The sequence below is a fragment of the Collimonas antrihumi genome (assembly GCF_018304965.1).
In the GTDB taxonomy this organism is placed as follows: domain Bacteria; phylum Pseudomonadota; class Gammaproteobacteria; order Burkholderiales; family Burkholderiaceae_D; genus Collimonas; species Collimonas antrihumi.
On record NZ_JAGQED010000006.1, the window covers coordinates 55,800 to 80,813 of the forward strand.

At 52.9% G+C, this 25,014-nt stretch carries 37 protein-coding genes; 36 read left to right on the plus strand and 1 reads right to left on the minus strand.

The genetic code is table 11. The features are described 5' to 3' along the window. Nucleotides 1-8: 8 nt before the first annotated feature. Nucleotides 9-1,808, minus strand: coding sequence for a phosphoethanolamine transferase (locus KHU29_RS07680; protein ID WP_343216037.1), 1,800 nt, complete (start codon nt 1,806-1,808; stop codon nt 9-11). A gap of 436 nt (nt 1,809-2,244) precedes the next feature. Here KHU29_RS07680 and rpsL point away from each other — a divergent pair, with 436 nt between their 5' ends. The 36 genes from rpsL to KHU29_RS07860 all read left to right on the plus strand — a co-directional run bounded on the left by rpsL (nt 2,245) and on the right by KHU29_RS07860 (nt 24,914). Continuing rightward, entirely contained in the window at nt 2,245-2,628 is a 384-nt protein-coding gene (gene rpsL, locus KHU29_RS07685) for a 30S ribosomal protein S12 (protein ID WP_014004389.1), read from the plus strand. A gap of 137 nt (nt 2,629-2,765) precedes the next feature. Next, nucleotides 2,766-3,236 (plus strand): 30S ribosomal protein S7, encoded by a 471-nt coding sequence (rpsG, locus tag KHU29_RS07690; RefSeq protein ID WP_014004390.1) that lies wholly within the window; start codon nt 2,766-2,768, stop codon nt 3,234-3,236. Between the two features lie 124 nt (nt 3,237-3,360). Beyond that, nucleotides 3,361-5,466 carry an elongation factor G gene (gene fusA, locus KHU29_RS07695; protein ID WP_092440522.1) on the plus strand — a complete coding sequence of 702 codons (2,106 nt, stop codon included), beginning with the start codon at nt 3,361-3,363 and terminating at the stop codon, nt 5,464-5,466. Nucleotides 5,467-5,568: 102 nt separating this feature from the next. Then, nucleotides 5,569-6,765: an elongation factor Tu gene (tuf, locus tag KHU29_RS07700; RefSeq protein ID WP_211452241.1), complete on the plus strand. Its 1,197-nt coding sequence runs from the start codon at nt 5,569-5,571 to the stop codon at nt 6,763-6,765. A gap of 108 nt (nt 6,766-6,873) precedes the next feature. Continuing rightward, on the plus strand, nt 6,874-7,191 hold the full coding sequence (gene rpsJ / locus KHU29_RS07705; RefSeq protein ID WP_014004392.1) for a 30S ribosomal protein S10: 318 nt from the start codon (nt 6,874-6,876) through the stop codon (nt 7,189-7,191). A gap of 337 nt (nt 7,192-7,528) precedes the next feature. After that, the gene (gene rplC, locus KHU29_RS07710; RefSeq protein ID WP_092356334.1) at nt 7,529-8,185 is read left to right on the plus strand and encodes a 50S ribosomal protein L3; all 657 of its coding nucleotides are present in this window, start codon (nt 7,529-7,531) and stop codon (nt 8,183-8,185) included. A gap of 3 nt (nt 8,186-8,188) precedes the next feature. After that, nucleotides 8,189-8,809, plus strand: coding sequence for a 50S ribosomal protein L4 (rplD, locus tag KHU29_RS07715; RefSeq protein ID WP_014004394.1), 621 nt, complete (start codon nt 8,189-8,191; stop codon nt 8,807-8,809). After that, the gene (gene rplW, locus KHU29_RS07720; RefSeq protein ID WP_092356331.1) at nt 8,806-9,120 is read left to right on the plus strand and encodes a 50S ribosomal protein L23; all 315 of its coding nucleotides are present in this window, start codon (nt 8,806-8,808) and stop codon (nt 9,118-9,120) included. The genes rplD and rplW overlap by 4 nt, the downstream gene beginning before the upstream one ends. Continuing rightward, a complete protein-coding gene (gene rplB, locus KHU29_RS07725; RefSeq protein ID WP_014004396.1) occupies nt 9,120-9,947 on the plus strand; it encodes a 50S ribosomal protein L2 in 828 nt (275 codons plus the stop codon). The genes rplW and rplB overlap by 1 nt, the downstream gene beginning before the upstream one ends. Nucleotides 9,948-9,957: 10 nt before the next feature. Next, entirely contained in the window at nt 9,958-10,233 is a 276-nt protein-coding gene (gene rpsS, locus KHU29_RS07730) for a 30S ribosomal protein S19 (protein WP_014004397.1), read from the plus strand. Nucleotides 10,234-10,239: 6 nt separating this feature from the next. Further along, the gene (gene rplV, locus KHU29_RS07735; RefSeq protein ID WP_170851020.1) at nt 10,240-10,572 is read left to right on the plus strand and encodes a 50S ribosomal protein L22; all 333 of its coding nucleotides are present in this window, start codon (nt 10,240-10,242) and stop codon (nt 10,570-10,572) included. A gap of 9 nt (nt 10,573-10,581) precedes the next feature. Next, nucleotides 10,582-11,421, plus strand: coding sequence for a 30S ribosomal protein S3 (rpsC, locus tag KHU29_RS07740; RefSeq protein WP_211452249.1), 840 nt, complete (start codon nt 10,582-10,584; stop codon nt 11,419-11,421). A 2-nt stretch (nt 11,422-11,423) separates the two neighbouring features. Then, on the plus strand, nt 11,424-11,843 hold the full coding sequence (gene rplP / locus KHU29_RS07745) for a 50S ribosomal protein L16 (protein WP_092356322.1): 420 nt from the start codon (nt 11,424-11,426) through the stop codon (nt 11,841-11,843). A 12-nt stretch (nt 11,844-11,855) separates the two neighbouring features. Beyond that, entirely contained in the window at nt 11,856-12,047 is a 192-nt protein-coding gene (gene rpmC / locus KHU29_RS07750) for a 50S ribosomal protein L29 (RefSeq protein WP_014004401.1), read from the plus strand. Next, on the plus strand, nt 12,047-12,319 hold the full coding sequence (rpsQ, locus tag KHU29_RS07755) for a 30S ribosomal protein S17 (RefSeq protein WP_014004402.1): 273 nt from the start codon (nt 12,047-12,049) through the stop codon (nt 12,317-12,319). Before rpmC ends, rpsQ begins: the two co-directional genes overlap by 1 nt. 224 nt (nt 12,320-12,543) lie before the next feature. Next, nucleotides 12,544-12,912 (plus strand): 50S ribosomal protein L14, encoded by a 369-nt coding sequence (gene rplN, locus KHU29_RS07760; RefSeq protein WP_014004403.1) that lies wholly within the window; start codon nt 12,544-12,546, stop codon nt 12,910-12,912. Between the two features lie 9 nt (nt 12,913-12,921). Next, complete coding sequence (gene rplX / locus KHU29_RS07765; RefSeq protein WP_211452250.1) at nt 12,922-13,236, plus strand: 50S ribosomal protein L24; 315 nt, start codon at nt 12,922-12,924, stop codon at nt 13,234-13,236. Between the two features lie 6 nt (nt 13,237-13,242). After that, complete coding sequence (gene rplE / locus KHU29_RS07770; RefSeq protein WP_061936382.1) at nt 13,243-13,782, plus strand: 50S ribosomal protein L5; 540 nt, start codon at nt 13,243-13,245, stop codon at nt 13,780-13,782. 7 nt (nt 13,783-13,789) lie between these two features. After that, on the plus strand, nt 13,790-14,095 hold the full coding sequence (rpsN, locus tag KHU29_RS07775) for a 30S ribosomal protein S14 (RefSeq protein WP_014004406.1): 306 nt from the start codon (nt 13,790-13,792) through the stop codon (nt 14,093-14,095). Between the two features lie 14 nt (nt 14,096-14,109). Continuing rightward, nucleotides 14,110-14,505 carry a 30S ribosomal protein S8 gene (gene rpsH / locus KHU29_RS07780; RefSeq protein WP_092356317.1) on the plus strand — a complete coding sequence of 132 codons (396 nt, stop codon included), beginning with the start codon at nt 14,110-14,112 and terminating at the stop codon, nt 14,503-14,505. Nucleotides 14,506-14,515: 10 nt separating this feature from the next. Beyond that, nucleotides 14,516-15,049 (plus strand): 50S ribosomal protein L6, encoded by a 534-nt coding sequence (gene rplF, locus KHU29_RS07785; RefSeq protein WP_061936388.1) that lies wholly within the window; start codon nt 14,516-14,518, stop codon nt 15,047-15,049. A gap of 12 nt (nt 15,050-15,061) precedes the next feature. Beyond that, complete coding sequence (gene rplR / locus KHU29_RS07790; protein WP_041741098.1) at nt 15,062-15,424, plus strand: 50S ribosomal protein L18; 363 nt, start codon at nt 15,062-15,064, stop codon at nt 15,422-15,424. 12 nt (nt 15,425-15,436) lie between these two features. After that, the gene (rpsE, locus tag KHU29_RS07795; protein ID WP_014004410.1) at nt 15,437-15,955 is read left to right on the plus strand and encodes a 30S ribosomal protein S5; all 519 of its coding nucleotides are present in this window, start codon (nt 15,437-15,439) and stop codon (nt 15,953-15,955) included. 10 nt (nt 15,956-15,965) lie between these two features. After that, nucleotides 15,966-16,145 carry a 50S ribosomal protein L30 gene (rpmD, locus tag KHU29_RS07800; RefSeq protein WP_041742931.1) on the plus strand — a complete coding sequence of 60 codons (180 nt, stop codon included), beginning with the start codon at nt 15,966-15,968 and terminating at the stop codon, nt 16,143-16,145. Nucleotides 16,146-16,171: 26 nt separating this feature from the next. Next, the gene (rplO, locus tag KHU29_RS07805; RefSeq protein WP_092356311.1) at nt 16,172-16,603 is read left to right on the plus strand and encodes a 50S ribosomal protein L15; all 432 of its coding nucleotides are present in this window, start codon (nt 16,172-16,174) and stop codon (nt 16,601-16,603) included. Nucleotides 16,604-16,637: 34 nt separating this feature from the next. Beyond that, on the plus strand, nt 16,638-17,969 hold the full coding sequence (gene secY / locus KHU29_RS07810; RefSeq protein ID WP_211452251.1) for a preprotein translocase subunit SecY: 1,332 nt from the start codon (nt 16,638-16,640) through the stop codon (nt 17,967-17,969). A 35-nt stretch (nt 17,970-18,004) separates the two neighbouring features. Then, nucleotides 18,005-18,223: a translation initiation factor IF-1 gene (infA, locus tag KHU29_RS07815; protein WP_014004414.1), complete on the plus strand. Its 219-nt coding sequence runs from the start codon at nt 18,005-18,007 to the stop codon at nt 18,221-18,223. Between the two features lie 25 nt (nt 18,224-18,248). Further along, on the plus strand, nt 18,249-18,362 hold the full coding sequence (gene rpmJ, locus KHU29_RS07820) for a 50S ribosomal protein L36 (protein ID WP_014004415.1): 114 nt from the start codon (nt 18,249-18,251) through the stop codon (nt 18,360-18,362). Nucleotides 18,363-18,389: 27 nt separating this feature from the next. Continuing rightward, complete coding sequence (rpsM, locus tag KHU29_RS07825; protein WP_092414068.1) at nt 18,390-18,755, plus strand: 30S ribosomal protein S13; 366 nt, start codon at nt 18,390-18,392, stop codon at nt 18,753-18,755. Between the two features lie 66 nt (nt 18,756-18,821). Beyond that, nucleotides 18,822-19,226: a 30S ribosomal protein S11 gene (gene rpsK, locus KHU29_RS07830; RefSeq protein WP_014004417.1), complete on the plus strand. Its 405-nt coding sequence runs from the start codon at nt 18,822-18,824 to the stop codon at nt 19,224-19,226. 191 nt (nt 19,227-19,417) lie between these two features. After that, a complete protein-coding gene (gene rpsD / locus KHU29_RS07835; RefSeq protein WP_092356384.1) occupies nt 19,418-20,041 on the plus strand; it encodes a 30S ribosomal protein S4 in 624 nt (207 codons plus the stop codon). Between the two features lie 142 nt (nt 20,042-20,183). Then, nucleotides 20,184-21,161 carry a DNA-directed RNA polymerase subunit alpha gene (locus KHU29_RS07840; protein WP_014004419.1) on the plus strand — a complete coding sequence of 326 codons (978 nt, stop codon included), beginning with the start codon at nt 20,184-20,186 and terminating at the stop codon, nt 21,159-21,161. 170 nt (nt 21,162-21,331) lie between these two features. Beyond that, complete coding sequence (rplQ, locus tag KHU29_RS07845; protein ID WP_211452252.1) at nt 21,332-21,727, plus strand: 50S ribosomal protein L17; 396 nt, start codon at nt 21,332-21,334, stop codon at nt 21,725-21,727. Nucleotides 21,728-21,924: 197 nt separating this feature from the next. Then, nucleotides 21,925-22,257, plus strand: a complete 333-nt coding sequence (gene cutA / locus KHU29_RS07850; protein WP_211452253.1) for a divalent-cation tolerance protein CutA — start codon at nt 21,925-21,927, stop codon at nt 22,255-22,257. After that, on the plus strand, nt 22,250-24,151 hold the full coding sequence (gene dsbD / locus KHU29_RS07855) for a protein-disulfide reductase DsbD (RefSeq protein ID WP_211452254.1): 1,902 nt from the start codon (nt 22,250-22,252) through the stop codon (nt 24,149-24,151). Before cutA ends, dsbD begins: the two co-directional genes overlap by 8 nt. Nucleotides 24,152-24,272: 121 nt before the next feature. Beyond that, nucleotides 24,273-24,914 carry a peroxiredoxin gene (locus KHU29_RS07860; RefSeq protein WP_211452255.1) on the plus strand — a complete coding sequence of 214 codons (642 nt, stop codon included), beginning with the start codon at nt 24,273-24,275 and terminating at the stop codon, nt 24,912-24,914. The last annotated feature ends 100 nt before the right edge of the window (nt 24,915-25,014 follow it).

Here is a 25,014-nt window from a genome sequence, read left to right on the forward strand (position 1 = left end):
TCGAATGCTTAATCCCGCTGTTGCTTCAACGGCTTGCCATTGTCGATCACTTCCCTGCAGTCACCCTTGAACGTAGAGTTGTCGTAGTCGGTCCAGCCGTAGCTGTCGACATAGCGCTTGTGCGGCCGCAGCTTGCTGCTAAGGAAGCTCCATTCCAGGTGCTCGTCGGGATAGCGGATGTCGGCCAGGTCGAGCAACGAGTGGAAGACGTTTTCGGTCGTCATCCGCGTGCGTTTATGGCGCAGCAGTTGCTCCACCTTGTCCGGATAGGTTTGCTTGTACAAATCGGAATACCACATCAGGGCCGGTATGTGGAACTCGAACTGGGTGTTGTGGCCGTGGAAGGCGATCTTGCAGCTGCCGTCGTACAGCGTCTGGCCGTGATCGGAGAAGTACATCATCGCGCTCAACTGCTTCGAATCCCTGAGCGTATCTATTACCTGTGACAGGAACCAGTCCACATACCGTATAGAACTGTCGTAACTGTTGTTCAGCGCCGCCTTGTTCGCCAGGTTGGTGTAGGCAGGGTGTTCAATACCGAACAGCGACGGTTGCCATTTGTCGAATTCCTGTGGATAGCGGTGGCTGTAGTTCCAATGGTTGCCCAGCGTGTGCAGCACGATCAGCTTCTTGGTGGCGGGATCGGCCATCGCTTTCTGCAGTTGCGGCAGCAGGATGGCATCCAGGTTGGAGGTATCCGTGAAACCACCCAGGTTGAGGAACTGCACCACGTCCGCTTCATTGGCGAAGACCGACACCGGCGTATCGAATTTGCCGTACGACATCTGGTTCGAAATCCAGTAAGTCTTGAATCCTGCTTCCTTGTAGGCGGAGATAAAGGATTTTTCGGCGAAACCGGCTTTCAGGCTATCCGTAGCCGGCTTGCGCGACACCATGACCGGTACCGATAGCCGGGTCGCCGAAACCGACGTGATGACATCTGAAAAACTGACCAGGTTGCTCTCTTTGCTCAGCAGGGGATTGGTGTCACGTTGATAACCATTCAAGCTCCAGCGATCATAGCGGGAAGACTCGCCGATGACCATAACGACAATTTGCGGTGTATTTTGCTGGCTGACCTGATGGGCGCCAAAATGAAATTCGCGGTTCTTGTGTGCAAGTTCGTCCAGGTATTCCCGTTCTTTCCAGAAATCGTAACCGCGCACCGCCAGGCCGAACGGCCAGGTGCGGCTGACCGGATCCGCTTCCAGCGGTGTCGCCGCCCATGTGGGAAGTTTGCCGAAATGCATGCCTTGGGAAGCGGGCAGGGAAGCCGTCTTGTTGCTCGCACTAGCCGCAGGCGTAGCTTGGATGCCGATCTGCTGCCCATACAACCAAACGCATAAGCCGACAGTAAGCACTAACCAGCCAAACCAGCGCGAAGGTCCTTCCAGGTCAAGATCGCGGGTGCGACTGGCTGCCAGCCAGCTTAGCGCCCACCACAGGATGACCAGGGCAAGGATCAGCGCCAGCCACCAGATCTTGTTCCCGAGGAACTCCATAGCTTCGCCTGGACTGGTTTCGGCGATGATGCCGAGGTGATGGGTGGAAATACCCTGGCCGTAAAACTTGCGCAGATAGATCTCTGTGGGTAAGGCAAAAAAGGCCGGGAACAGCAGCCAGTGAAACCAGGCAGGACGTTTGAAGATGGACCAGATGACCAGCCAGAGTGCAATTTCCGTGACAATGATCCGGATCGGGTGATCGATCGTCTGGCCAAAGAGCAGCGGCACGAAGGGAACCAGGGACAAGGCAAGGTAGGTAACCAGCACGAACAGGTTATTGCGGCGAAACAGGGCTGGCATCATAGGTGAGAAAAATAGTCGAGCCTTATTATCCCGCAAAGCTGGTATCGGGAACCGGGGCGGGTGAGATATAGCGAGATATAGGCAACGCAGGCAATAATAGTGTTTATTGTCAAATAAGCCATGTTCCGGTGCGGCGGCGGGGCTGTTGCAATCTGTTGCGTTTGTGTTGTGTTTACGGGCCGCGCATCCAAGACAGCGGTTGACTGCCAGGCATCATAGGGATATACTCGCGGGTTCTCGATTGTAGGCTCTATGGGCCGAACGTTCTTTGGTCTGCTTCCGCTTTCTATAGCGCGTTTCTCCTCTACTGCCGAATGTCGAACTGCGCGAACGGTGCGCAAATTGTGCGGTTCCTAGCGCAAGTATCTGTCCAATCCCGGACAACCGATTTCGGGATTGTTGTTATTAACGTCGTAATTTTGTTGGATATATAACGATGCCAACCATCAATCAATTGATTCGCCAGCCGCGCGTTTCTGCGGTCGTAAAGAGCAAATCACCAGCGCTGGAAAACAGCCCGCAAAAACGCGGCGTTTGCACCCGCGTTTATACGACAACTCCAAAGAAGCCAAACTCGGCTCTGCGTAAAGTTGCCAAAGTTCGTCTGACCAACGGTTTCGAAGTCATTTCGTACATCGGCGGTGAAGGCCATAACCTGCAAGAACATAGTGTCGTGTTGTTGCGCGGCGGCCGTGTAAAAGACTTGCCGGGTGTGCGTTACCACATGGTTCGCGGTGCACTGGATACCCAGGGCGTCAAGGATCGTAAGCAAGCACGTTCGAAGTACGGTGCAAAGCGTGCTAAGGCTGCAAAGAAATAATAGTTTTCGTACGGCGTAAGCCAAGCGAATAAGTGTCGGTCCCCCATGGGCCGAGTAAGTGGGTAGCTATGATGGCTGTCCGCGAGCGTGCAGAAACAAAAGATCTGCTGCTCAACTGAAGATTGAAAGGAATCGAAATGCCACGTCGTCGTGAAGTCCCCAAGCGGGAGATTCTGCCGGATCCAAAATTCGGTAATGTTGATGTTGCGAAATTCGTCAACGTCCTGATGTTGTCCGGTAAGAAATCGGTCGCAGAAAACATCATTTACGGTGCCTTCGAGCACATTCAAGCCAAATCCGGCAAAGATCCGCTGGAAGTGTTTGCCCTTGCTATCAGCAACGCCAAACCATTGGTTGAAGTTAAGTCGCGTCGCGTTGGTGGTGCAAACTACCAGGTGCCAGTTGAAGTTCGTCCTGTCCGTCGTATGGCTTTGTCGATGCGTTGGTTGCGTGAAGCAGCTAACAAGCGCAGCGAAAAATCGATGCCGCAACGTCTGGGTGGCGAATTGCTGGAAGCCGCAGAAGGCCGCGGCGGCGCAATGAAAAAGCGTGACGAAGTTCACCGTATGGCAGAAGCGAACAAGGCGTTCTCGCACTTCCGCTTCTAATAGACTGGGCAGCCGGCTCCCTGAATCGAGTCGCTGTCCGCATCTGAAATTTGTTCGAGCCGAGCGCATATTTTTATCAAAAATGGCGCTCGGTTTCGTGCATTAAAAGACTTAGGATTAAATCATGGCTCGCAAGACCCCCATTGAGCGCTATCGCAATATCGGTATCTCCGCTCACATCGATGCAGGTAAAACCACGACTACAGAACGCGTTCTGTTTTATACCGGTGTGAATCACAAAATCGGTGAAGTGCATGATGGCGCAGCCACCATGGACTGGATGGAACAGGAGCAAGAGCGCGGTATCACCATTACTTCCGCTGCAACGACTTGCTTCTGGAAGGGTATGGCGGGTAATTTCGCTGAACACCACATCAACATCATCGATACTCCGGGCCACGTCGACTTCACGATTGAAGTTGAGCGCTCGATGCGTGTTCTGGACGGCGCCTGCATGGTTTACTGTGCAGTTGGCGGCGTGCAGCCACAATCGGAGACAGTTTGGCGCCAAGCTAACAAGTACAAGGTTCCACGTCTGGCATTCGTCAACAAGATGGACCGTACCGGCGCGAACTTCTTCAAAGTGTACGAGCAAATGCGCTCGCGCTTGAAGGCGAACCCGGTGCCTATGCAAGTACCAATCGGTGCTGAAGAAAAGTTTGAAGGCGTGATCGATCTGGTCAAGATGAAGGCTATCTACTGGGACGACGCTACCCAAGGCATGAAGTTCGACTACCGTGATATTCCTGCCGACCTGGCTGCTGACGCTGCCAAGTGGCGCGAAAACATGGTTGAAGCCGCTGCTGAAGCATCGGAAGAATTGATGAACAAGTACCTGGAAGAAGGCGACCTGACCGAAGCTGAAATCAAGGCTGCGATTCGTCAACGTACCCTGGCCAGCGAAATCGTTCCGATGATGTGCGGCACTGCGTTCAAGAACAAGGGCGTGCAAGCCATGTTGGACGGCGTGGTCGAGTACCTGCCATCGCCACTGGACATTCCGCCAGTACCTGGCCTGGACGAAGATGATGCACCGATCTCGCGTAAGCCGGAAGACGGCGAAAAGTTCTCCGGCCTGGCGTTCAAGATCGCAACCGATCCGTTCGTTGGTCAGATCTGCTTCATGCGCTGCTACTCGGGTACATTGAATTCGGGCGACACCGTCCTGAACTCGATCAAGGGTAAAAAGGAGCGTATCGGCCGTATCGTGCAGATGCACGCGAACCAACGCGAAGAAATCAAGGAAATTCTGGCCGGTGACATCGCTGCACTGATCGGGATGAAGGATACAACCACTGGCGACACACTGTGCGACGCCAATGCATTCATCATCCTGGAACGCATGATTTTCCCTGAGCCTGTGATTTCGCAAGCGGTTGAGCCTAAGACCAAGCAAGACCAGGAAAAAATGGGCTTGGCTTTGAACCGTCTGGCGGCAGAAGATCCTTCGTTCCGTGTTCGCACAGATGAAGAATCGGGTCAGACCATCATCGCCGGTATGGGCGAGTTGCATCTGGACATTATCGTCGATCGTATGAAGCGTGAATTCAACGTTGAAGCGACCGTTGGTAAGCCGCAAGTTGCGTACCGCGAAACCATCCGCAAGACTTGCGAAGAAATCGAAGGCAAGTTCGTCAAGCAATCAGGTGGTCGTGGTCAATACGGTCACGTGGTTCTGAAGATCGAACCGCAAGAACCGGGCAAGGGCTTTGAGTTCGTCGACGCGATCAAGGGCGGTACTGTTCCACGCGAATACATCCCTGCAGTTGAAAAGGGTGTTCGTGAAACATTGAACACCGGTGTCCTGGCCGGCTACCCGGTGGTAGACGTCAAGGTAACCCTGTTCTTCGGTTCGTACCATGACGTCGACTCGAACGAAAATGCGTTCCGCATGGCCGCTTCGATGGCGTTCAAGGACGGCTGCCGTAAAGCCAGCCCGGTTATTCTGGAGCCGATGATGGCTGTTGAAGTTGAAACTCCGGAAGACTACGCCGGTACTGTGATGGGCGATCTGTCGTCGCGTCGCGGTATGGTTCAAGGTATGGATGAAATCGCCGGCGGTGGCGGCAAGATCATCAAGGCCGAAGTACCTCTGTCGGAAATGTTCGGTTACTCGACTTCGTTGCGTTCGGCTACTCAAGGCCGTGCAACTTACTCGATGGAATTCAAGCATTACGCCGAGGCGCCGAAGAACGTTATCGATGCAATCGTAACCTCCAAAGCTAAGTAATCAAGTATCTAGCCCTTGCCCGCCACGAGCAGGCGAGGGCTGAAAATGTTTAACTCATTGTTCATTGTTTAATGACATCGTTCTTTTTGAAGGAAGAATAAAATGGCAAAAGGTAAATTCGAGCGGACCAAGCCGCACGTCAACGTTGGTACTATCGGTCACGTTGACCACGGCAAGACCACGCTGACAGCAGCGATCGCGACAGTATTGTCGAAGAAATTTGGCGGCGAAGCCAAAGCGTACGATCAAATTGACGCAGCGCCAGAAGAAAAAGCGCGCGGCATCACGATCAACACTGCGCACGTTGAATACGAAACTGCAAGCCGCCACTACGCCCACGTTGACTGCCCAGGCCATGCTGACTATGTGAAAAACATGATCACCGGCGCGGCACAGATGGACGGTGCGATCCTGGTTTGCTCCGCAGCTGACGGCCCGATGCCACAAACGCGTGAGCACATCCTGTTGTCGCGTCAGGTTGGCGTGCCATACATCATCGTGTTCCTGAACAAAGCCGACATGGTCGACGACGAAGAGTTGCTCGAGCTGGTTGAAATGGAAGTGCGCGAGCTGTTGACCAAGTATGATTTCCCGGGCGACGACCTGCCAATCATCAAGGGTTCGGCGAAGCTGGCTCTGGAAGGCGACACTGGCCCATTGGGCGAGCAAGCCATCATGGCACTGGCTGAAGCGCTGGATACTTACATCCCGACACCGGAACGTGCTGTTGACGGCGCCTTCCTGCTGCCAGTGGAAGACGTATTCTCGATCTCCGGCCGCGGTACTGTTGTGACCGGTCGTATCGAGCGCGGTATCGTCAAGGTTGGCGAAGCCCTGCAAATCATCGGTATCCGTGACACCCAAGATACAACCTGTACTGGCGTTGAAATGTTCCGCAAGCTGCTGGACCAAGGTCAGGCAGGCGACAACGTAGGTGTGTTGTTGCGCGGCACCAAGCGTGAAGACGTAGAGCGGGGCCAAGTATTGGCTAAGCCGAACTCGATCAAGCCACACAAGCATTTCACTGGCGAGATCTATGTTCTGTCGAAAGACGAAGGCGGCCGTCATACACCTTTCTTCAACAACTATCGTCCACAGTTCTACTTCCGTACCACGGACGTGACTGGTTCGATCGAGTTGCCGAAAGACAAAGAAATGGTGATGCCAGGCGATAACGTGTCGATCACCGTGATGTTGATCAACCCGATCGCGATGGAAGAAGGTCTGCGTTTCGCGATCCGCGAAGGTGGCCGTACTGTTGGTGCAGGTGTTGTTGCCAAGATCCTGCCTGACGCTTAATAGCAAAAAGTTGTAGTGCAATAAGCAGGCCGTTTCGGCGGTTTGCTGTCAACGTAACAATATGCCGTGGGTGATAGTCATCCACGGTTCGTTCTTTAAAGGAAAATCATGTCCGCTGCTAACCAAAAAATCCGCATCCGCCTGAAGGCGTTCGACTACAAACTGATCGACCAGTCCGCACAGGAAATCGTTGATACAGCCAAGCGCACCGGCGCAGTTGTCAAGGGTCCGGTACCACTGCCAACACGTATCCAGCGTTTTGACGTATTGCGCTCGCCGCACGTCAACAAGACATCGCGCGATCAGTTCGAAATCCGTACGCACCAACGCCTGATGGACATCGTTGACCCAACCGACAAGACTGTCGATGCGTTGATGAAGCTGGACCTGCCAGCTGGCGTAGACGTAGAAATCAAGCTGCAGTAATTCGTATTTCGTAGGGTGGGCACGTATGCCCACGCGTGAACTCACTCCACGTACATGCTTTTTTAGCATTGCGAGGGCCGGTACTCCGGTTATTGCGGTCACGCGTGGGCAAAAAGCTTGCCCACCCTACATGTCGGATTCAGTAGTGTTGTAAATAAGGTGTAGCCGGCTAAAGTTTGACATACCACGACAAAGATGGTCTTGCAAATAAAAATTTACCCGGTTATACTGATCGGCTTCGGTGCGATTGCGGCTGCTTTGGCCTAATGCAATCGCACTTATTTTAGTTGTACAAACATCAGCCCCGCCCAATCGTAGGCGGGAATGGAGAAAAACAATGAGCTTAGGCCTTGTTGGTCGCAAGGTTGGTATGATGCGCATTTTCACGGAAGATGGGGATTCAATCCCGGTAACCGTGTTGGACGTATCGAACAACCGCGTGACCCAAATCAAAACGCCTGAAACAGACGGTTATACCGCTGTTCAAGTTGCATTCGGTCAGCGTCGCGCTTCACGCGTGACTAAAGCTGCTGCTGGTCACTACGCCAAAGCTGGCGTCGAGGCTGGTACCATCCTCAGAGAATTCCGCATTGACGCAACCAAGGCTTCCGAGCTGAAGGCCGGCGAAGTTATCGCTGCAAGCCTGTTCGAAGTCGGTCAAAAGGTTGACGTTCAAGGTGTCTCGATCGGTAAAGGTTACGCCGGTACTATCAAGCGTCACAACTTTGCATCCGGTCGTGCCAGCCACGGTAACTCCCGTTCGCATAATGTCCCAGGTTCCATCGGTATGGCGCAAGATCCAGGTCGTGTTTTCCCTGGTAAACGCATGACCGGTCACATGGGTGACGTTACTGTAACCACGCAAAACCTCGAAATCGCACGTGTTGACGCTGAGCGCCAACTGTTGCTGATCAAGGGCGCGGTTCCAGGTGCAAAGAACGGCCAAGTCGTGGTCAGCCCTGCGATCAAAATCAAAGCTAAGAAGGGAGCCTAATTCATGGAACTCAAGCTCCTGAATGACCAAGGTCAAGCTGCTTCGAACGTTGCTGCACCGGATACCATTTTCGGTCGCGACTACAACGAAGCTCTGATTCACCAGGTCGTAGTTGCTTACCAGGCTAACGCTCGTAGCGGTAACCGTAAGCAAAAAGACCGTGAAGAAGTTCATCACACGACTAAAAAGCCATGGCGCCAAAAGGGTACTGGCCGCGCTCGTGCCGGTATGTCGTCTTCGCCACTGTGGCGCGGCGGTGGTCGGATTTTCCCGAACTCGCCTGATGAAAACTTCACGCACAAAGTAAACAAGAAGATGTATCGCGCAGGTCTCTGCTCGATTCTGTCGCAGTTGGCACGCGAAGGTCGTTTGTCGGTCGTCGAGAATTTCTCGGTCGAGGCGCCAAAGACTAAATTGCTGTCACAAAAGCTGAAGACCATGGGTCTGGATTCCGTGTTGGTGATTACCGACAACCTGGAAGAAAACCTGTTGTTGGCGTCGCGTAACCTGCCAGGCTTCCTGGTATGTGAGCCACGTCACGCTGATCCAGTATCGCTTGTGTTCTACAAGAAGATCCTGATCACCAAGCTGGCTTTGGCGAAGATTGAGGAGATGCTGGCATGAACGCAATTAAACATAGCGAAGAACGCTTGATGAAAGTGTTGCTGGCGCCAGTGATTTCCGAAAAGGCAACGATGGTTGCGGAGAAGAACGAGCAAGTCGTTTTCCGTATCGCACCAGACGCTACCAAGCTGGAAGTCAAGGCTGCTGTCGAACTGCTCTTCAAAGTTCAAGTTGAGTCGGTACAAGTTGCCAATCGTCTGGGTAAGCAAAAGCGTAGCGGCAAGACCATGGGTCGCCGCAACCATACCCGTCGCGCATTCGTATGCTTGAAGCCGGGTCAAGAGATCAACTTCACCGAGGAGGCTAAATAATGGCACTCGTTAAAGTTAAACCAACCTCGCCGGGCCGCCGTGGCATGGTCAAGGTCGTTAATCCCGACCTGTACAAAGGCCGTCCATTTGCTGCCCTGATCGAGAAGAAGTCGAAAACAGCTGGTCGTAACAACAACGGTCATATCACTACTCGCCATATCGGCGGTGGTCATAAGCAACATTACCGTCTGATCGACTTCAAGCGCACCAAAGATGGTATTCCAGCGAAAGTGGAACGTATCGAATACGATCCAAACCGCACAGCGAATATCGCTCTGTTGTGCTACGCCGACGGCGAACGTCACTACATCATCGCCACTAAAGGCATGGCTGTAGGTGATCAGGTAATGAGCGGCTCGGAAGCGCCGATCAAATCCGGTAACTGCTTGCCAATCCGTAACATTCCGGTTGGTACGATTCTGCATTGCGTCGAAATGCTGCCAGGTAAGGGTGCCCAAATGGCCCGTACCGCCGGTGCTGGCGTGGTGTTGATGGCTCGTGAAGGTACTTACGCTCAAATTCGTTTGCGCTCCGGTGAAGTTCGCCGCGTGCACATCGAATGCCGCGCTACCGTAGGTGAAGTCGGCAATGCCGAACACAGCCTGCGCAAGATCGGTAAAGCGGGTGCGATGCGTTGGCGTGGTGTTCGTCCTACCGTTCGCGGTGTGGTCATGAACCCGGTTGACCATCCTCACGGTGGTGGTGAAGGTAAGACCGCAGCTGGTCGTCATCCAGTTTCGCCATGGGGTCAACAGACTAAGGGTAAGAAGACACGCAGCAACAAGCGTACTACTTCCATGATCGTCTCGCGCCGTGGCAAGAAATAAGGGGTAACACATGACACGTTCATTGAAAAAAGGGCCGTTCTGCGACGCCCACCTGGTGAAAAAAGTTGAAACTGCGCAAGCAGTCAAAGACAAAAAGCCAATCAAGACTTGGTCCCGTCGCTCGACCATCATGCCGGATTTTATCGGTCTGACGATTGCTGTGCATAACGGCAAACAACACGTCCCGGTATATGTGTCCGAGAACATGGTTGGTCACAAGCTCGGCGAATTCGCGCTGACCCGTACGTTCAAGGGTCATGCCGCTGATAAGAAGGCTAAGAAATAAGGTCCGATGATGGAAACTAAAGCTACCCTCCGCGGCGTGCGCCTGTCGGCCCAAAAGGGCCGTCTGGTCGCCGACCTGATTCGCGGCAAAAAAATTGATCAAGCACTTAACATCCTGGCCTTCAGCCCGAAAAAAGGCGCGACTATCATCAAGCGTGTTCTGGAATCCGCAATTGCGAATGCCGAACACAATGATGGCGCCGATATCGACGAGTTGAAAGTCACGACGATATATGTGGAAAAAGGTTCGGTCCTCAAGCGCTTCACCGCGCGTGCTAAAGGCCGTGGCGATCGTATCTCGAAGCAATCCTGTCACATTTACGTGACTGTCGGAAACTAAGGAGTCACGATGGGACAGAAGATTCATCCAACCGGTTTCCGTCTTGCGGTTACACGTAACTGGGGATCCCGCTGGTATGCAGGCAATAGTAATTTTGCCCAAATGCTCGGCGAAGATTTGAAAGTACGCGCTTTCCTCAAGAAGAAACTGAAGAACGCATCGGTCGGCCGCGTTGTTATCGAGCGTCCTGCAAAGAACGCACGCATCACGATTTACAGCTCGCGTCCTGGTGTCGTTATCGGTAAAAAAGGCGAAGACATCGAAGTATTGAAGTCGTCGCTGACCAAGCTGATGGGTGTGCCGGTTCACGTTAATATCGAAGAAATTCGTAAGCCTGAAATCGACGCACAACTGATCGCTGATTCGATCGCGCAACAGCTCGAAAAACGTATCATGTTCCGCCGCGCGATGAAACGTGCGATGCAGAACGCAATGCGTCTGGGCGCGCAAGGGATCAAGATCATGTCGTCCGGTCGTTTGAATGGTATCGAAATCGCACGTACCGAATGGTACCGCGAAGGTCGTGTACCACTTCACACACTGCGCGCTGACATCGACTACGGTTTCGGCGAAGCTGAAACTACATACGGCATCATCGGCATCAAGGTCTGGGTTTACAAGGGCGATCGTCTGGCTAACGGCGAAGCGCCGGTAATCGACGTACCTAACGACGACGACAAGAAACGCCGTGGCCCACGTCGCGATGATGGCAAGCCATCTAGCCGTCCACGTCCTAAAACTACGGCAACTGCCGGTGCGCCTGGTGCGCGTCCTGCACGTGCCAAGAAGCCGGATGGCGCTGCTGAAGGTGTTGCTGTTGCTGCGCCGGCTGAGAAAGCAGGAGAATAATCATGCTGCAACCAGCACGCAGAAAATATCGTAAAGAGCAAAAGGGCCGCAATAAAGGCATTTCGCATTCGCGCGGCACTGCCGTGTCGTTCGGCGAATTTGGCTTGAAGGCGATTGGCCGCGGTCGTATCACCGCGCGTCAAATTGAAGCAGCTCGTCGCGCAATGACCCGTCATATCAAACGGGGTGGTCGTATCTGGATCCGTATTTTCCCAGATAAGCCAATTTCGCAAAAGCCTGCTGAAGTCCGGATGGGTAACGGTAAGGGTAATCCCGAGTACTACGTGGCTGAAATCCAGCCAGGTAAAGTGCTGTACGAGATGGATGGCGTCGACGAAGCTCTGGCGCGTGAGGCATTCCGTTTGGCTGCAGCTAAATTGCCGCTTTTGACCACGTTCGTCGTGCGTCAAGTTGGCCAATAATTGGAGTGAATCATGAAAGCATCTGAACTCCGCGACAAAGATCAAGCGGCCTTGACGAAAGAGCTGAACGAGTTGCTGAAGGCGCAGTTTAGCCTTCGCATGCAAATCGCTACTCAGCAATTGAGCAATACGTCGCAATTGAAGAAAGTTCGTCGCGATATAGCACGGGTCAAGACCGTCATCAATTCGAAGGGCGCCCTGTAATGAACGATCAAGTGAAACAAGCGCTCAAGCGCACGCTAGTTGGTAAAGTTGTGTCCGATAAAATGGACAAGACTGTTACCGTCCTGATCGAACGCCACGTCAAGCATCCTCTGTATGGCAAAATCATCGTGCGTACTAACAAGTACCATGCACATGACGAAACCAACCAGGCCAAGGAAGGCGACGTAGTCGAGATCCAAGAAGGCCGTCCGATTTCCAAGACTAAAGCTTGGAGCGTGACACGCGTGGTACAAGTAGCACAGGTATTATAAGTATTTGTTGCGAGCCAAGCATTTTGATGTAATAATGCTTGGCTTCGCTCCTGTTGGCTTCCAATAAGAGCGATAGCAGTAGAAAAACACCCTGCAGTATCTAGCAAGAAGTTTTGGAAGTCGTCCACCTAAGCAGTGCGCTCAGCAGAGTTGCCCTGACAGGACCAAGACTGACCGTAAATCCGCATCGTGCGGCAGCGAGTTAAGTTGGGAAAGAAAATATTATGATTCAAACGGAAAGCCGGCTCGAAGTAGCCGACAACACTGGTGCACGCGAAGTTATGTGTATCAAAGTTCTGGGTGGTTCCAAGCGTCGCTATGCCAGCATTGGTGATGTGATCAAGGTTACCGTCAAAGTGGCAGCGCCACGTGGTCGCGTCAAAAAAGGCGAGATCTATAACGCCGTTGTCGTACGGACCGCTAAAGGTGTTCGTCGTCAAGATGGTTCGTTGGTCAAGTTCGATGGCAATGCAGCAGTGCTGCTGAACGCGAAGCTTGAGCCAATTGGTACGCGTATTTTTGGACCAGTCACTCGTGAATTGCGCACTGAGCGCTTCATGAAGATTGTGTCGCTCGCGCCTGAAGTGCTGTAAGGAGTCGAGATGGATAAGATTCGGAAAAGCGACGAGGTAATCGTCCTGACTGGTAAAGACAAGGGCAAGCGCGGTGTTGTAAGGCAACGCGTTGATGCTAACCACGTTGTCGTAGAAGGCATCAACGTTGCTAAAAAAGCGACCAAGCCTAACCCGATGACTGGTGTAACTGGTGGCATCATGGACAAGTTGATGCCAATTCACGTGTCAAATGTTGCGTTGTTCAATGCAGCAACTGGCAAGGCAGATCGCGTTGGTTTTAAAGATGTGGACGGCAAGAAGGTCCGCGTTTTCAAGTCCAGCGGCGAAGTTGTTAAGGTTTAAGAGATCATGGCCCGTCTCCAAGAATTCTATAAAGAAAAAGTCGTTGCCGACTTGACAGCGAAATACGCTTACAAGTCCGTGATGGAAGTGCCGCGCATCCTGAAGATCACCCTGAACATGGGTCTGTCGGAAGCGATTGCGGACAAGAAGATCATTGAACACGCTGTTGGCGATTTGACCAAGATTGCAGGTCAGAAGCCAGTCGTGACCAAGGCACGGAAAGCTATCGCGGGTTTTAAAATCCGTGAAGGCTATCCAATCGGCTGCATGGTTACATTGCGTGGCGCTCATATGTACGAGTTCCTGGATCGCCTGGTTACTGTCGCGCTGCCGCGCGTTCGTGACTTCCGTGGCGTCTCCGGTCGTGCATTTGACGGTCGTGGTAACTACAATATCGGTGTGAAAGAGCAGATCATTTTCCCCGAAATTGAATACGACAAGATTGATGTGTTGCGTGGTATGAATATCAGTATCACGACGACTGCAAAGACCGACGACGAAGCAAAATCGCTTCTCGCCGCATTTAAATTTCCGTTCAGAAACTGAGGTTGCCATGGCAAAACTGGCACTGATTAACCGTGAACAAAAGCGCGCTGACCTGGTAAAGAAATACGCCGGCAAGCGTGCCGAGTTAAAGGCAATCATTGATGACCAATCGAAGTCGGAAGAAGAGCGCTACGAAGCTCGCTTGAAATTGCAAGCGCTGCCACGTAACTCGGCTCCGACCCGTCAACGTAATCGTTGCTCCCTGACTGGTCGTCCACGTGGCACTTTCCGCAAGTTCGGTCTGGGCCGTATTAAGCTCCGTGAAATCGCCATGCGTGGCGAAATTCCGGGTATGACTAAAGCAAGCTGGTAATAGGAGAATATGCAATGAGTATGAGCGATCCTATCGCCGATATGCTGACCCGTATCCGCAATGCGCAAGTAGTTCACAAGACAACCGTGGCAATGCCATCGTCGAAGGTCAAGATTGCGATTGCCAACGTCCTCAAGGACGAGGGTTACATTGAAGATTTCGCTGTCGCAGAAGAAGGCGGCAAAGCGGAACTCAAAATCGGTTTGAAGTATTACGCCGGCCGTCCTGTTATCGAACGCCTTGATCGTGTATCCCGTCCAGGGCTGCGGATCTACAAGGGCAAAGATGACATCCCTAACGTGATGAACGGCTTAGGTGTGGCAATTATTTCGACACCTTCTGGTGTCATGACGGACCGCAAAGCGCGCGCAACCGGTGTCGGTGGCGAAGTTATTTGCTACGTCGCCTAAGGAGTGCAACATGTCTCGTGTAGGTAAAATGCCGATTGCACTGCCAACTGGCGCGGAAGCGACCATTACAGCAGCGCAGATCACAGTCAAGGGCCCATTGGGCTCGCTTTCCCAGGCTTTGAATGGCCTGGTAAAAATCGAAAACAACAACGGCACGCTGAATTTCGCTGCCGCTGACGACAGCCGTGAAGCCAATGCGATGTCAGGCACCTTGCGTGCTCTGGTCAACAACATGGTCAATGGTGTTACCAAAGGCTTTGAAAAGAAGCTGAACCTGGTTGGCGTTGGTTTTCGTGCGCAAGCACAAGGTGACAAGTTGAACCTGTCGCTCGGTTTCTCGCATCCTGTTGTGCACCAAATGCCGGAAGGCGTGACCGTGGCAACACCGACGCAAACCGAAATCCTGATCAAGGGTATCGACAAGCAACGTGTTGGTCAGGTTGCTGCTGAAGTTCGTGCTTACCGCGAACCTGAGCCTTATAAGGGCAAGGGCGTTCGTTACTCGGACGAAGTGGTAATCCTTAAAGAAACCAAGAAGAAGTAATAGGGGTTGACGATGGATAAGAAACAATCACGTCTGCGCCGTTCACGCCAAACGCGTGCCAAGATCGCAGAGTTAAAGGTGAACCGCCTGGCAGTGCATCGTACCAACTTGCACATTTACGCCAGCATCATCGGCCCTGACGCTAAAGTGCTGGCTTCGGCCTCCACACTGGAAGCTGAAGTACGTGCAGAACTGGCCGGCAAGTCCGGTGCAGGCGGCAATACAGCAGCTGCATCTCTGGTTGGCAAGCGCGTTGCCGAGAAGGCACTGAAAGCAGGAGTTACCGAAGTTGCGTTTGATCGCTCCGGTTTCCGTTACCACGGCCGCGTCAAGGTGCTGGCAGATGCCGCCCGTGAAGCCGGTCTGAAGTTCTAAGGAAGAATCGTCATGGCAAAAATGCAATCAAAAATGCAAAGCGATAAGCCGGATGATGGCATGCGCGAAAAAATGATCGCGGTCAACCGTGTGACCAAAGTGGTCAAGGGTGGTCGTATCATGGGTTTCGCAGCATTGGCTGTTGTTGGTGATGGCGATGGCCGTATCGGCATGGGCAAGGGCAAATCGAAAGAAGTGCCAGTTGCTGTGCAGAAGGCTATGGAAGAAGCCCGTCGCAAGATGATCAAGGTAACGCTGAAGAACGGTACATTGCAACACGCAATCTCCGGCAAGCACGGTGCTTCATCGGTGCTGATGTTGCCTGCTAAAGACGGTACTGGCGTTATCGCCGGCGGTCCAATGCGCGCAATCTTCGAAGTACTGGGTGTGACGAACGTTGTGGCCAAGTCCACTGGTTCGACCAATCCGTACAACATGGTTCGTGCTACTTTGAACGGCTTGTCTAAGATGAACACACCATCGGAAATCGCGGCAAAACGCGGCAAGTCCGTTGAAGAAATTCTGGGCTAAGGTGATCAAAATGACAAAAACTGTAAAAGTACAATTGATCAAGGGTTTGATCGGCACGCGCGAAACTCATCGCGCGACAGTTCGCGGTCTGGGCCTGCGTCGCGTTAATTCGGTTTCCGAGTTGCAAGACACACCATCCGTGCGCGGCATGATCAATAAAGTGTCCTATCTTGTGAAAGTGGTGTCGTAAGCTTAGGCTTGCGAACGGAGCAAATTATGGAATTGAATACTATTCAACCTGCAGATGGCGCCAAGCATTACAAGCGTCGCGTTGGTCGTGGTATCGGCTCAGGTATCGGTAAGACAGCCGGCCGCGGTCACAAGGGTCAAAAATCGCGTTCGGGCGGTTTCCACAAAGTAGGTTTTGAAGGCGGTCAGATGCCTTTGCAACGTCGTTTGCCAAAACGCGGCTTCAAGTCGATGGCAACCCCGTTCAAAGCTGAAGTTCGTTTGTCGGACCTGGAAAACCTGCCGGTAACTGAAGTAGATATCCTGGTGTTGAAGCAAGCTGGCGTGATCGGCGAACTGGCACGTGTTGTACGCGTGATCCTGTCCGGCGAACTGACCAAAAAGGTAACGCTCAAAGGTTTGATCGCTACTAAAGGTGCAAAAGCTGCGATTGAAGCGGCTGGCGGATCGGTTGCTTGATTTGTCGTTCTAACTCGTAGCAATGGAGCAATAAGTGGCGACTTCTCCCCAACTTGCAAAGAGTGCTGCGAGCGGCTTCCCTTGGGGCCGTCTGTGGTTCTTGCTTGGTGCATTGGTTGTATATCGTGTTGGTGCGCATATTCCTGTACCGGGAATCGACCCATCGCAGTTAGCGCAATTGTTTAAGCAACACCAGGGTGGCATTTTGGGCATGTTCAACATGTTCTCTGGTGGTGCGTTGTCGCGGTTCACCGTGTTCGCGTTGGGGATCATGCCGTATATCTCGGCATCGATCGTGATGCAATTGATGTCGATTGTGTCGCCTCAGCTGGAAGCGTTGAAGAAAGAGGGCGAATCAGGTCGCCGCAAGATTACCCAATACACCCGTTACGGTACGCTGTTGCTGGCGACGTTTCAGGCTATGGGGATTGCGGTAGCACTGGAATCGCAACCTGGCCTGGTGTTGGATGCAGGTCTGGCTTTCCGCTTCACGACAGTTGTAACGCTGGTAACAGGAACAATGTTTTTGATGTGGTTGGGCGAGCAGATTACCGAGCGTGGCCTTGGTAATGGTATCTCGATCATCATTTTTGCAGGTATCGCAGCTGGTTTGCCAAATGCGGTCGGTGGTTTGTTCGGACAGGTCAGTACCGGTTCCATGAGTGCTTTGTCGGCGATTTTGATTTGTTTGATCGCTGCCGGCGTGACATTCCTGGTGGTATTTATCGAACGTGGCCAGCGCAAGATTTTGGTGAATTATGCCAAGCGTCAGGTAGGTAACAAGATTTATGGCGGTCAAAGCAGTCATTTGCCGCTGAAGCTGAATATGGCAGGTGTAATTCCTCCAATCTTTGCTTCCTCGATCATCTTGTTTCCTGCGACAATCACGAGTTGGTTTACTTCCGGTGATTCAACTAACGCGGTAGTCAACTTTCTGAAGGATATGGCGGCTTCTTTGGCGCCAGGCGAGCCGATTCATGCTTTGCTGTATGCGATTGCCATTGTTTTCTTCTGCTTCTTCTACACCGCGTTGGTGTTCAACAGCAAGGAAACAGCTGACAACCTGAAGAAGAGCGGCGCGTTTGTGCCAGGGATTCGTCCAGGTGAGCAGACTGCACGTTATATCGACAAGATTCTGATGCGTTTGACTCTGGTTGGCGCGGTCTATATTACGGTTGTGTGTCTGGTTCCGGAATTCTTGATCGCTCGCTGGAAGGTGCCGTTTTATTTTGGTGGTACATCGCTGTTGATTATCGTAGTGGTTACCATGGACTTCATGGCGCAGGTACAGAATTACGTGATGTCGCAGCAATATGATTCGCTGCTGCGCAAGGCAAATTTCAAGGGCGGCGTTTCGACGCGGTAAGTTGAAATGAACGACCAGAGGAACCAGTAGACCGAATGGCAAAAGACGACGTTATCCAGATGCAAGGCGAGATTCTTGAGAATCTCCCCAATGCAACATTTAGAGTCAAGTTGGAAAACGGACATATCGTCCTCGGTCATATTTCTGGCAAGATGCGCATGAACTATATTCGCATCCTCCCAGGAGATAAGGTGACGGTAGAATTGACACCTTATGATTTAAGCCGGGCACGGATTGTGTTCCGTACCAAGTAACTTTTAGTATAGAAAGAAGACGAAAATGAAAGTGCTCGCATCAGTCAAGCGCATCTGCCGCAACTGTAAGATCATTAAGCGCAAAGGCGTGGTTCGCGTCATTTGTACAGAGCCGCGCCATAAACAGCGCCAAGGTTAATTAACGTTATTGATCGAGGAATAACGAATGGCACGTATTGCAGGGGTAAACATCCCCAATCATCAGCACACTGTTATCGGCCTGACAGCCATCTACGGTGTTGGCCGCCCACGCGCACAAGAGATTTGCGACGCAACGGGTATTTTGACTACGAAGAAGATCAAAGATCTCGACGATAACGAGCTGGAAAAGCTGCGCGACGAAATTGCAAAATTCGTCGTCGAAGGTGACCTGCGTCGTGAACTGTCGATGAACATCAAGCGTTTGATGGATCTGGGTTGCTATCGTGGTATGCGTCATCGCAAAGGCTTGCCTTGCCGTGGCCAACGTACTCGTACTAATGCACGTACCCGCAAGGGCCCGCGCAAAGCCGCTCAATCGCTGAAGAAATAATTAAGGTGCCACGCTTCCGTGGCAACTGATTGTTTCATTTAGGTAGTCGGATTCAAGGAAATTATTATGGCAAAGTCCCCAAATAACGCCGCAGCAGCACGTGTGCGTAAAAAAGTTAAAAAGAACGTTGCTGAAGGTATCGCGCATATCCACGCGTCTTTCAACAACACCATCATCACGATTACCGATCGTCAAGGTAATGCGTTGTCGTGGGCGACATCTGGTGGCGCTGGCTTTAAAGGCTCCCGCAAGTCGACTCCATTTGCAGCGCAGGTTGCAGCCGAAGCCGCTGGTAAAGTGGCTGTGGAATGTGGCGTGAAGAACTTGGAAGTACGCATCAAGGGCCCGGGCCCAGGTCGTGAATCCGCTGTTCGTGCATTGAACAATCTGGGTATCAAGATCACCCAGATTCAAGATGTGACACCGGTGCCACATAACGGTTGCCGTCCACCTAAGCGTCGTCGCATCTAAGAATTATATTTGAATCGATTTTGATTTCGCTGTTGTTCTGCAGTAGCGATTGCAAGTTGCCCGCCAATGACCTTGGCGGGTTTTGTTCTTAAGCCCACCGTCTGATTGAAAGCAAATCAGACTAGCGCTGTGTCATCAGCAACCCTGGTTGCTGGTAGCAACACGACGTCATATTTTTAAAAGGAAACACCGTGGCACGTTATATCGGACCTAAAGCAAAACTTTCCCGCCGTGAAGGTACGGACCTGTTCCTGAAGAGCGCACGCCGCTCGCTCGATTCCAAGTGCAAACTGGATTCCAAGCCAGGTCAACATGGCCGCACATCTGGTGCACGTACCTCCGACTACGGTAACCAATTGCGCGAAAAGCAAAAAGTTAAGCGTATGTACGGCATTCTGGAACGTCAGTTCCGTCGCTATTTCGCTGAAGCGGACCGTCGCAAGGGCAACACCGGCGAAACACTGCTGCGTTTGCTGGAAGCGCGTCTGGACAACGTCGTATACCGTATGGGTTTCGGTTCGACCCGTGCTGAAGGCCGTCAATTGGTCTCGCACAAGGCGTTCACCGTCAACGGTAACGTAGTCAACATCGCTTCTTACCAAGTGAAGCCAGGCGACGTAGTTGCCGTTCGCGAAAAGGCCAAGAAGCAAGTACGTATCGTTGAAGCTCTGTCGTTGGCAGAACAAGGCGGCATGCCATCGTGGGTTTCGGTTGATGCGAAAAAAATGGAAGGTACTTTCAAGTCCCTGCCAGACCGCAACGAAATCGCTAACGATGTCAACGAATCGCTGATCGTCGAACTGTATTCGCGTTAATTTTAGTTTTTTCCGGCCTGGCCTTTCGGGGTTAGGTTTTTTTATCAGGGTGCCGCTGGTGATCTTCGGGATTGTCGGCGGCACCCTTAATGCCATCAGCCTTATCGGTGTAATGAGCCGAGGGTATTGAAAAGGACATTTCATGCAAAACAGCTTGTTGAAGCCACGTATTATCGAAGTAGAAGCACTGGGTGCCGGCCACGCTAAAGTCGTGATGGAACCGTTTGAACGTGGTTACGGCCACACCCTGGGCAATGCGCTGCGTCGCGTGCTGTTGTCGTCGATGGTTGGCTACGCGCCGACTGAAGTGACGATCGCTGGCGTCGTGCACGAATACTCGTCGCTCGATGGCGTGCAAGAAGACGTAGTCGACATTCTTCTGAACCTGAAGGGTGTCGTATTCAAGCTGCATAACCGTGACGAAGTCACGCTGACTCTGAAAAAAGATGGCGAAGGCGCAGTTTTGGCTTCCGACATCGATCTGCCGCATGACGTCGAACTGGTTAATCCGGATCACGTGATTGCCCACCTGACAGCTGGTGGCGCACTCGACATGCAGATCAAGGTTGAAAAAGGCCGTGGTTACGTGCCAGGCAACGTCCGTCGTCTGACGGAAGATGCTAACAAGACTATCGGCCGTATCATTCTGGACGCATCGTTCTCGCCAGTACGCCGTGTTTCATACGCTGTTGAATCGGCGCGTGTGGAGCAACGTACCGACCTGGACAAGCTGGTCATCAACATTGAAACCAATGGCGTGATCACTCCGGAAGAAGCGATTCGCCAATCGGCACGCGTGCTGGTTGACCAGCTGAACGTGTTCGCTGCGCTGGAAGGCACAGAAGCTGCTGCTGAAGCGCCATCGCGTGCACCGCAAGTCGATCCTATCCTGTTGCGTCCGGTCGATGACCTGGAACTGACAGTACGTTCGGCAAACTGCCTGAAAGCAGAAAACATCTACTACATTGGCGATCTGATCCAACGTAGCGAAAATGAACTGCTGAAGACGCCAAACCTGGGCCGCAAGTCCTTGAACGAAATCAAGGAAGTTCTGGCATCCCGTGGTTTGACACTGGGCATGAAGCTGGAAAACTGGCCGCCTGCAGGCTTGGAAAAGTAATATTTGTTGTTCGGCCGGGGGTAGGTTAAAATCCCGCCCTTGGCTTGTTTTACCGCTTTACCCTTGTTGTATTCATTGTTGTACCTAATTTCAACCGGCCCGCGACCAAGGCAAGACGCCGAAGTCGATCGAAGAGCTGGATGTAAACTCAAAAACTGAAAGGAATTACCATGCGTCACCGTCACGGCCTTCGTAAATTAAATCGTACTTCTTCCCACCGTCTTGCCATGTTGCGCAACATGACTGTTTCGCTGCTGCGTCACGAAGCAATCAAGACCACGTTGCCAAAGGCAAAAGAACTGCGTCGCGTGATCGAACCGATCCTGACACTGGGCAAGACCGATACACTGGCAAACAAGCGCCTGGCATTCGCCCGTCTGCGCGACCGCGAAATGGTGTTGAAGCTGTTCGCCGAACTGGGCCCACGTTACGCTAATCGTAACGGCGGCTACCTGCGCATCCTGAAAATGGGTTTCCGCGTTGGCGATAACGCTCCTATGGCTTACATCGAACTGATGGACCGTCCGGAAATCAGCGACAACGCTGAAGTACCGACAGCTGACTAAGCTTAGTTAGTCGATTTCGTAGCAAACTTAACCAGCCAAGCTGCGTTAAAATAAAAAGCCAGGCATAGCCTGGCTTTTTTGCATTGTGCGCCTAGTGGAATAGGGTGGGCACCTGTGCCCACGCGTTACCGCGATATCCGGAGTGCGGGCCCACGCGACACCACGCCAGTTGTAAGGAACGTCCCCGGAGATCGACTATGTCAGAAGCCTTGCTCATACTTACCAATTTACCCGACGCAGCCAGTGCCCAAGCGCTGGCGCTGGAGCTGGTGGAACGTAAACTGGCAGCTTGTGTCAATATCATGCCTGCCGTGCAGGCGGTATATCGCTGGCAAGGGGTGGTGGAGCAGGCTAGCGAGGTGACTGTGCTGATCAAGAGCGTCAGCAGTCGTTACGCGGAGCTGGAAGAGGCGATCAGAGCGCTCCATCCATATGCATTACCGGAAATAATCGCCTTACCGATTGTGGCTGGTTTGCCGGCCTATCTGAACTGGATTACTGCAGAAACCCAAAAGGACGTGAATGTTTAAGCTTTTCAAGCAATTGTCTGTGCTGTTTGCCATGATGTTCGTGTTTTCGCTGGCGCATGCCGATGACGACGACTACCTGGCGCCGGAAGTAGCGTTCAAGTTCTCTGCCCGCATGGCCGATGCCAAGACCGCTGAAGTGACCTATGCGATCGCCGACGGCTATTACATGTACCGTGAGCGCTTCCATTTCAAGGCTGAAGGCGCTACCTTGGGTGAGCCGCAGATCCCGGCCGGCACCGTCAAGTTCGACCAGACCTTCAACAAGAATGTCGAGACTTATCACCACAGCGTCACCATCCGCTTGCCAGTAGAGGCGAATGGCAATTTCACGCTGATTTCCACCGGCCAGGGCTGCGCCGACAAGGGCTTGTGCTACCCGCCCATGGATTCAAGTATCACCCTCTCCACAACCGGTGGCAGCGCTGCTGGCGGCTTGTTGAGTGCAATGGGTCTCGCTAAAGGTGGCGATGCCGCTATCGATACGCCGCAAGCGAACTCTGCGGTTAATAGCAACAGCAACAATAGCAACAATAGCAACAATAGCAACAATAGCAGCAATACGCCTGCCGCCGCTCAGGCGTCAGGCAATGCGCTTACGTCAACCCCGGTGGATTCCGAAAGCGGCCGCATCGAATCGTCGCTGAAGGGCGGCAAATTGCTGGTCATCATGCCGTTGTTCCTGCTGCTTGGCTTGGGGCTGGCCTTCACCCCTTGCGTCTTGCCGATGGTGCCGATTCTGTCATCGATTATTGTCGGCGAGGGCACCAAGGTCAGCCGCCGCCGCGGCTTCCTGCTCTCCGTCACCTATGCGCTGGGAATGGCATTGGTTTACACCGCCCTGGGCGTTGCTGCCGGCCTCGCAGGCGAAGGTTTGGCTGCGACCTTGCAGAATCCCTGGGTATTGTCAGCGTTTGCGTTGCTGATGGTGCTGATGTCCTTGTCCATGTTCGGCTTCTATGAGTTGCAGCTGCCCGCAGCCCTCCAAACCAGATTGACTAAGGCTTCCGGCCAGCAATCCGCCGGTAAGCTGATCGGCGTGTTTGTCATGGGTGCGATTTCGGCATTGATCGTCGGACCATGCGTGGCTGCACCGCTGGCTGGAGCTCTGGTGTATATCAGCCAGACGCGCGATGTGGTGATCGGCGGCAGTGCTTTGTTTGCGATGGCGGTCGGCATGAGTGTGCCGCTGATGCTGGTCGGGATTTCTGCTGGTTCTTTGCTGCCGCGTGCCGGCGCCTGGATGGAATCGGTGAAACGGTTCTTCGGCGTGTTGATGCTGGCGGTCGCATTGTGGATGGTAGCGCCGGTTATTCCAGTGCTGGCGCAGATGCTGGGCTGGGCGGCCTTGGGTATCGGCTATGGCGCGTTTTTGTTGTGGGGGAAGTCGTCAGCATCATCCGCCTGGTTCGCCAAAGCATTTGGCGTGGCATTCATGGTGTGTGGCGTGCTGCAACTGGTTGGCGGCCTCACGGGCGGTCGTGATGTCTGGACGCCGCTGGCCCATCTGGGCGGCGCGCAGCAAAGTGCTCACACGCAATTCATCAAGGTCAGATCCGTGGCTGAACTGGACGCTGCATTAGCCCAGACCAATGGCAAATCCGCATTGCTGGATTTCTATGCCGACTGGTGTGTGTCATGCAAGGAAATGGAAAAATTCACGTTCACCGACCCACGCGTACAAACACGCTTTGGCGACATGATCTTGCTGCAAATCGATGTCACCGCCAACAACGCAGATGACAAAGCGATGCTCAAGCGATTCAATCTGTTTGGCCCGCCCGGCATCATATTGTTCGATGGACGTGGGCACGAAGTGCCGCGTGGCCGTGTCATCGGCTATCAGAATGCCGACAAATTCCTGCAATCGCTATCGGTTCTGGACGCAAAAAGGTAACTCGCTTCTAACCGCAGGTTATGTCGATAGTCGATAAAATTCTTTAGGCGATTACCGGCGCAACGCTATAGTTTCAGTTCTATGTTTTTTACACACCCCGTGCAATTTAAAGGAGCCTGAAATGACTTTACGCCTTGGCGATGTCGCCCCCGATTTTGAGCAGGATTCTTCACTCGGCAAGATCAGATTTTACGATTGGGCCGGTGCTTCGTGGGTGGTGCTGTTCTCACATCCGGCGGACTTCACACCGGTCTGCACCACCGAGCTTGGCCTGACCTCCAAATTGAAATCGCAATTCGAACAGCGCGGCGTCAAGGTGATCGCATTGTCTGTGGATCCTGCTGACAAGCATCAGGAATGGATCAAGGATATCAACGAAACACAGAACACCGTGGTCGGTTTCCCCATCATTGCCGATGCCGATCGCAAGGTGTCGGAGCTGTACGACCTGATCCACCCGAATGCCAGCGCGACGGCAACCGTGCGTTCGCTGTTCGTGATCGACCCATCCAAAAAAGTGCGTCTGATCATCACCTATCCGGCCAGCACCGGCCGTAACTTCGACGAAATCCTGCGCGTCATCGATTCCTTGCAGCTGACCGACAATTATTCGGTTGCCACGCCGGGAAACTGGAAGGATGGCGAGGATGTCGTGATCGTTCCGTCGTTGCAGGATCCTGAGGTTCTCAAGCAGAAATTCCCTAAGGGTTACAAGGCGATCCGCCCTTATCTGCGATTGACTCCGCAGCCTAACCGCGATTGATTTTTTTGCCGGCTTCTGAAGCCGGCAGATAAACATGAAAAAGCCCCGTCGTTATCTGACGGGGCTTTTTCGTTGCGGCCAGCGATGTTCAGCGTCTGCG